The sequence below is a fragment of the Rhodomicrobium sp. genome, from assembly GCF_047605405.1.
Lineage (GTDB): Bacteria > Pseudomonadota > Alphaproteobacteria > Rhizobiales > Rhodomicrobiaceae > Rhodomicrobium > Rhodomicrobium lacus.
The window spans coordinates 134,417-140,446 of sequence record NZ_JASGFR010000005.1 but is presented as its reverse complement, the minus strand read 5'-3'; the positions used below and the strand labels follow the sequence as shown (position 1 = coordinate 140,446).

The following is a 6,030-nucleotide window of genomic DNA, read 5'->3' as shown; positions in this document are numbered from 1 at the left end:
CACCCTAACCTCGTCAAGCGCTTTCTCAGAAAAAAAGCAGCGAACCTAGGATGCGGCCACCTTACCAAAAAACGAAAAAGGTTTTTGCCGATCTTTCAACCGGTTCAAACCGTCATCTTTTCTGGAAGATGTGCGACCCATCGGAATCCGACGAACCGCGGAAGCTTTATTTAGTCAGCGCCTTCCGATTGTCAAGGACAATGTCCAAGCTTTTTTTCCGGCACCCGAGCCGGGCGTCGCCGCCGCGTCTCGATGGCCCTATATAAACCCCAAATTCATGAACGCAACGTTAAAAATGCCAAATTTCCTCAATTGGGGAAAAATTCTGGATAAAAAGCGGCCAGCCGTCATCATCCCTTCGTCAACCATGAGGAAAATGCGGCTTTTCATAAATTCGGCTTCATCCCTTGCGATGACCGCCGCATCTTCGCCCAAACACGGGCGCTAGTATAAGGCCGGACGAGGGAATGGAGACTGAGCTTGCTCGATCGTGGTGACCGAGGAGACGCCCGGCGGCGCGGCACGGATCTCGTGCGCGTCCAGCAAACGCGAGCCGTTTCCAAATTCGGTCGCGATCCCGGTCGGAAGCAGGCCCCGGCGATCTACCTCAGCGAGCTCGGCCCGCGACGCGTCGTAACTCAGCTCAAGTGGTTCATTTCAACCGTTATCGTGGCGGTGTCGGGCCTCGCCATCATCGGCGTCGTCATCTACACTTCCATGAATGTCGGCGAGCGCGACGCCGGCAAGGGAATGTTCGGAGCGTTTCAGAGGGCAAGCGTCGAGGCCATGCGGCCGAGAGCGGCAAGCCAGGTCGGCGCCGAGAAGCCGGTCTCCATCGGTCTGAAAACCGACCGCCTGGTTCTTTCCTCCAAGGGGCTGACGACACGAAACCTCATTTATGAGCAGGTCGTTCAGCGCCGGGGCACCGGCGAATACCTCTCGACGAAGCCTTATGTGAAACTCGTCGCCACGCTCGCAACCGAAAAGCCCGACGAAGAAGTCGATATCCCAGCGTTCAACCCCGCCACGCTCTACGAAAACAACACCCCGATCACGCGCAAGGACCAGGCCGGCAGCGAACTCAGCACCGATCCTCGCGTGTCGGTGCGGTTCATCGACGTGCCCGGCGGCTTCCTGCCCCGCGAAGACCATGTGGAACTCTCCGACGATGAAATAGAGCGGCTCGTCGCGGAGACGGATGCGGTTTACACGGAAAGCGAGGTCGGCCTTGAAGGCGCGGCACCGCAGGACACGAAGCGGCTCGCCGGAACCGATCAGGCTTTCGCCGCCCCGGAACCTCACACGACCGTTCTCGTGAAAAAAATGGAAGAAGAAGAGAGCGCCGATGAAGGGTACGACCGACGCTCCATCGTTGCAAAGGGCTACGAAACGCTCGATTCGGTGATTCGTGGCGTCGGCGTCGATCCGATGCAGGCCGGATTGGTCGCTTCAGCGGTCACGGCAATTACGAAGTCGAAGAAACTCCGCGCGGGCGAAGAAGTCCGCCTTGGCCTCACGCCCTCGGCATCAGAGGAAGGCGGTGTCGACGTCGGCAAGATTACCGTGGTGTATCAGGGAGCAAGCGTCACAATCGTACGCGACGGTGAAGGCGGCTACGCAGCGAGCGACAAGCACCTGAAGCCCGAACACAAGGCCGAAGAAACATTCGGCGACAGGGCGAGCGTCTATCTCAGCGTCTATCGCGCGGCGCAATCGCAGGAAATTCCGTACGACTTCCTCATGAAGTTCATAAAGGTCCACTCCTATGATGTGGACTTCAAGCAGCGCGTGAAGGCGGGCGATAGTTTCGAGCTGTTTTTCGATCTGGTGCAGGACGAAAACGGCACGGAACGGCCCGGCGAACTGTTTTACGCCGCCGTCACCATCGGGGGAGAGACGCACGGCTATTATCGGTTCCGCACGAACGAGGGTGTCGACTATTTTGACGATCGGGGATCGAACTCGAAGAAGTTTCTGATGCGTACCCCCATTCGCGGCGCCCGTCTGACATCCGGCTTCGGCTGGCGCAAGCACCCGCTGCTGCATACGCTTCGGCTCCACTCAGGCGTCGACTGGGGAGGCCCGATCGGCACGCCGATCTACGCCTCCGGCAATGGCGTGATCGAAACGGCGGAGCGCAACGGCAGCTACGGCAATTACGTTCGCATCCGCCACGCGAACGGCTACAAGACCGCATACGGCCATATGCTGCGTTTCGCCCAAGGGGTCGCGACGGGCGTCAAGGTCCGGCAGGGCCAGGTCATCGGCTATCTCGGCAACACCGGCATGTCGACGGGTCCGCATCTCCATTATGAAGTGCTCATCAACAACCGCTTCACCAATCCGCTTTCGATCAAGATTCCGAAGGCGCGCCAACTTCAAGGGCGCCTGCTCGCCGATTTCCGCAAGGAACGAGCCCGCATCGACGATCTGATGCGCCGCCCGCCGGTGAAGACGCGTCTCGCGACGGTCGAGCGATAAGCCCGCCTGCCGCGTCATGCAGCAAATTCGTATTGCCGGCTGATCAGACCGTCTCGTCTTCGTCGTCGAGGCCGGGCAGCGATGCAAGCGGCGAGAGCAAAGGATCGGTCGCGGCCCAGACGGCTTGCGTTTCGATCAACGCAAGTTCGGTGCGCCCCTCGCTTTTGTCGACGACCGCATCGATGGCCGCAGTGGATGCGCGAAGAGCTGCGCTCGCGACAAAGCCGTTCAGCTTGTAAGACAACAGGAACGCCGCAAGCGCATCGCCCGTGCCGTGTGCGGCAAGCGAGCGCTTTGCCGACACAGTGGCAAAGACCTCGCCACCTTTTACAAGGATGTTGGCAAGCGCGTCGGGTTTTCCAGCAGGCCCGGAGGTTACGACAACGGTCGGTCGCGCGAGCGCCAGAGCCGCCGCAACAGCACTCGCGGGGCTGGCGATGGGGCGCTTTGCCAGCCATCCGAGTTCGAACAGGTTCGGGGTCACGGCATCGGCTTCCGGCAGAAGCACATCGCGCACCGCCTCGGCTGTCGCCTCGCTGACATAAAGGCCACGCGGAAGGTCGCCGATGACCGGATCGCACAAATAAAGCGCCGCCGGATTAGCGGCCCTGATCTTCGCGATCCAGTGGCGGCAGAACTCCGCATGGGCTGGCGTCGGAATATATCCCGTCAGTATGCCGTCAATCTCGGCAAGCCGGCCATTTTCCTCCGCCGCGCGGAGCAGGGCATCAAGCTTGTCGACGTCGATCGGCTCGCCGGCGAGCGCCTTGTACCCGGGGCGGTTCGAGAGCAGAATCGTGGGCAAGGGCAGGACATCATGCCCCATGCGTTGCATGACAAAGGCCGTCGCGGAGTTGCCGACATGCCCGTAAATCACCTGTGACGAGATCGATAGAACTTTCGCCATATGGACCGCGCGCTCTTTTTGGACAGTCTTACGCGGATTGCGCCGCCTTGGCTCGCAAAATTTTTGCCGATGGCGGCAATGCGCTTGCCTACTCAATGCAAAGTTGAGTTATATCCTAAGGAGAACACCCGATGATCAAGCCTCGCCGCAGCGTCCTTTACATGCCCGGCTCGAACGCGCGCGCGCTCGAAAAGGCGAAAACCCTGCCCGCCGACGCGCTCATTCTCGACCTCGAAGACGCAGTCGCACCCGATGCAAAGGAACTCGCCCGCAATCAGGTTTGCGAAGCGGTGAAGGCGGGAGGCTACGGCGCGCACAAGATCGTCATCCGTGTGAACGGCTTCTCGACGCCCTACGGCGAGGCGGATTTCGCGGCGGCGCTCGAAGCGATGCCCGACGCGATCCTGCTGCCGAAGGTCGAGTCGGCGGCCGATCTCGACCTTGCTCGCAAGCGTGCGCCGAAGGGCACGTCCCTCTCGCTCTGGGCGATGATCGAGACGCCACTCGCCATTTTCAACCTGAAGGAAATCGCGCAGGCCGCCGCTTCGAACGAGCTGCCGCTGACCTGTTTCGTGCTCGGCACCAACGACCTCGTGAAGGCCACGCGCGTTCAACCGGGCGCGGATCGCCTGCCGCTCCTCGCATGGCTGTCGCTGACGGTCGCCGCCGCGCGCGCCTACGGCATCGCGGTCGTCGACGGCGTCTACAACTCGATCAAGGACGAGGAAGGATTCCGCGCGGAATGCGTGCAAGGCCGCGCGCTGGGCATGGACGGAAAGACGCTCATCCATCCAAATCAGCTCGCCATCTGCAACGAGGTGTTTTCGCCTTCGGCCGATGAAATCGCCGCCGCGACGAAGATCGTCGACGCGTTCAACCTGCCTGAGAATCAGGGCAAGGGCGCGATCAGCCTCGACGGGCGCATGGTGGAGCGCCTCCATGCCGACATAGCCCGGCAGACGCTCGCCCTTGCGGAAGCCATCGCGGGGCCTAAGCATTAGGTCATGACCCGGCGCGGCGCTTCGGATCAGCCGGTGCGCTGCGCGAAGTCGCGTTTCACCGCCTTCATTTCGAAGGACGGTCTCAGTGTGCCAACGCCATGGCGATCCCTGCAAGCGCGCTGAAGACGACAACGGCAAGGGGTGGCGCGCGCCACGCGGTCAGGAGCACGAAGCCGGCGAGCGCGATCCCGAAATCGCCGATGGACGTGACAGAACCGGTCCAGACAGGATCGTAAAGCGCGGCGGCCAAAAGACCGACAACCGCAGCGTTCACGCCACTCATGGCGGCCTGCGCACCTCTTCGTTGGCGGAACGTATCCCAGAAGGGCAGCGTCCCGAGCAGGATAAGAATACCGGGAAGAAAAATGCCGATCAGCCCCAGCATGGCCCCCGCGATGCCGCGCGGGCCAATGGTCGCCACGGTTCCAAGGTAAGCCGCAAAGGTAAAGAGCGGGCCCGGCATTGCCTGAGCTGCCCCGTACCCGGCCAGAAATGCACTTTCGCTAACCCACCCTGGCGTTACGATTGCCTCGCTTAGAAGGGGAAGCACTACATGTCCGCCGCCGAACACAAGCGCGCCGGACCGAAAGAACGCATCGAACAGTGAGACGCGCGGCGATGACGTCATGACATCGACAAGCGGCAGGCCGATCAGCAGACCGAAGAAAGCGATCAGCGCCAAGAGGCCTGCGCTGCGGGTAACGGGTATCCTTATCGGGCGGGGAGGCACAGGCGGCGCGTGACGACAAAGCCAGAGGCCCGCGGCTCCGCCGAGGGCGATCGCGCCGATCTGGGCCGCCGAAGACGAGCTGAAAAGGATGACGAGCGCCGACACGACCGCGATCGAGGCTCGCTCCCTGTCCGGGCAAAGCGTCCGCGCCATGAGCCAGACAGCCTGCGCCACTATGGCGACGGCGACGAGTTTCAGCCCGTGGACCAGGCCCTGCCCCACAGGCCCATCGAGCGCACCCGCGCCGTAGGCGAAAAGCACCAGCGCTACGGCAGAAGGAAACGTGAAGCCTATCCACGCCGCGAGCGCGCCGCCATAGCCCGCCCGCATCAACCCGATGGAGAACGAAACCTGACTACTCGCCGGGCCGGGCAGAAACTGGCACAGGCCGACAAGCTCAGCGTAAGCTTGTTCGTCGAGCCATTTCCGGCGAACGACGAGTTCATCGCGGAAATATCCCAGGTGCGCGATGGGCCCGCCGAAGGAAGTGAGGCCAAGCCTGAGGAACACCAAAAGAACTTCAAGGATGTTTCCCGTTTGCGGGCCTTTTCCAGCAGGCGGCTGCGCCTCCGTCGCCATGGGCAACTCCCTGCATCATCGGCCGGTCCTAAATCCCAGGGCACAGCGGAGAAAAGCTCTTGGGGCCGCACCATGCGTTCGGCCGGGTTCACATCGGATTAAGCGCAGGATGGGGAGCGAGAAACCGGCGCTATTGCATTTCATGGTGTCCAAGACACCTAACCGCCTTACATTGGAGGAACTCTCATTGATCGAGAGACCCGGACGCGCGAGAGCAACCTGAATGGCGGCGAGGATCATGTGAGAAAGCGGAATCTGAAGCATTTTCTTACGAAGCCCCGAGGCAGGCTCGAAAATACCAATACCAATATGACATTTTCGATGTCGCGCGA

At 61.5% G+C, this 6,030-nt stretch carries 4 protein-coding genes; 2 read left to right on the top strand and 2 right to left on the bottom strand.

The features are described from left to right. Positions 1-480 precede the first annotated feature (480 nt). Entirely contained in the window at positions 481-2,481 is a 2,001-nt protein-coding gene (locus QM659_RS03745; protein ID WP_303483261.1) for a M23 family metallopeptidase, read from the top strand. 43 nt (positions 2,482-2,524) lie between these two features. Here QM659_RS03745 and pdxY read toward each other — a convergent pair whose 3' ends face one another. Next, on the bottom strand, positions 2,525-3,388 hold the full coding sequence (gene pdxY / locus QM659_RS03740) for a pyridoxal kinase (protein ID WP_415187417.1): 864 nt from the start codon (positions 3,386-3,388) through the stop codon (positions 2,525-2,527). A 131-nt stretch (positions 3,389-3,519) separates the two neighbouring features. On the opposite strand from pdxY, the gene QM659_RS03735 reads away from it, so the two are divergent. After that, a complete protein-coding gene (locus tag QM659_RS03735) occupies positions 3,520-4,389 on the top strand; it encodes an HpcH/HpaI aldolase/citrate lyase family protein (RefSeq protein ID WP_415187416.1) in 870 nt (289 codons plus the stop codon). A gap of 82 nt (positions 4,390-4,471) precedes the next feature. Here QM659_RS03735 and chrA read toward each other — a convergent pair whose 3' ends face one another. Further along, the gene (chrA, locus tag QM659_RS03730; RefSeq protein WP_415187415.1) at positions 4,472-5,698 is read right to left on the bottom strand and encodes a chromate efflux transporter; all 1,227 of its coding nucleotides are present in this window, start codon (positions 5,696-5,698) and stop codon (positions 4,472-4,474) included. Positions 5,699-6,030: the final 332 nt, after the last annotated feature.

Coding starts and splice junctions, on each gene's coding strand:
- pdxY (WP_415187417.1), bottom strand. CDS start 3,388: ATGGCGAAAGTTCTATCGATCTCGTCACAGGTGATTTACGGGCATGTC.
- QM659_RS03735 (WP_415187416.1), top strand. CDS start 3,520: ATGATCAAGCCTCGCCGCAGCGTCCTTTACATGCCCGGCTCGAACGCG.
- chrA (WP_415187415.1), bottom strand. CDS start 5,698: ATGGCGACGGAGGCGCAGCCGCCTGCTGGAAAAGGCCCGCAAACGGGA.